General features: G+C 54.3%; 1 protein-coding gene. It reads right to left on the reverse strand.

Annotated features, from left to right (window positions below; translation table 11 throughout):
* On the reverse strand, positions 1-243 hold a 243-nt coding region (locus tag JYB63_RS23790; RefSeq protein ID WP_205660260.1), incomplete at both ends, for a hypothetical protein.

Genomic DNA, 243 nt, shown 5'->3' on the forward strand with positions numbered 1-243 from the left:
CGCCGGCCGGTACTGTAATAGGCTGATCATTTTCATCAACCAGGGTAACTGTATAGGTTACCTGACCACCGTCTTCACCAATGCTGTCGACGTTCTGCGTTAACCGCACATATACCGTGTCTTCTGTACCCGGTGGGTTGTCACTGCCGGTCTGGTCCGTGATGGTGGTTTCGACACTGTTGTTGGTGCCCGCCACGATCGCTTCGAACGCGTCATTGGTGTCTGTGATGGTTCCCAGGCTGA

The sequence above is a fragment of the Aliamphritea spongicola genome, from assembly GCF_017051665.1.
Classification (GTDB): Bacteria; Pseudomonadota; Gammaproteobacteria; order Pseudomonadales; family Balneatricaceae; genus Amphritea; species Amphritea spongicola.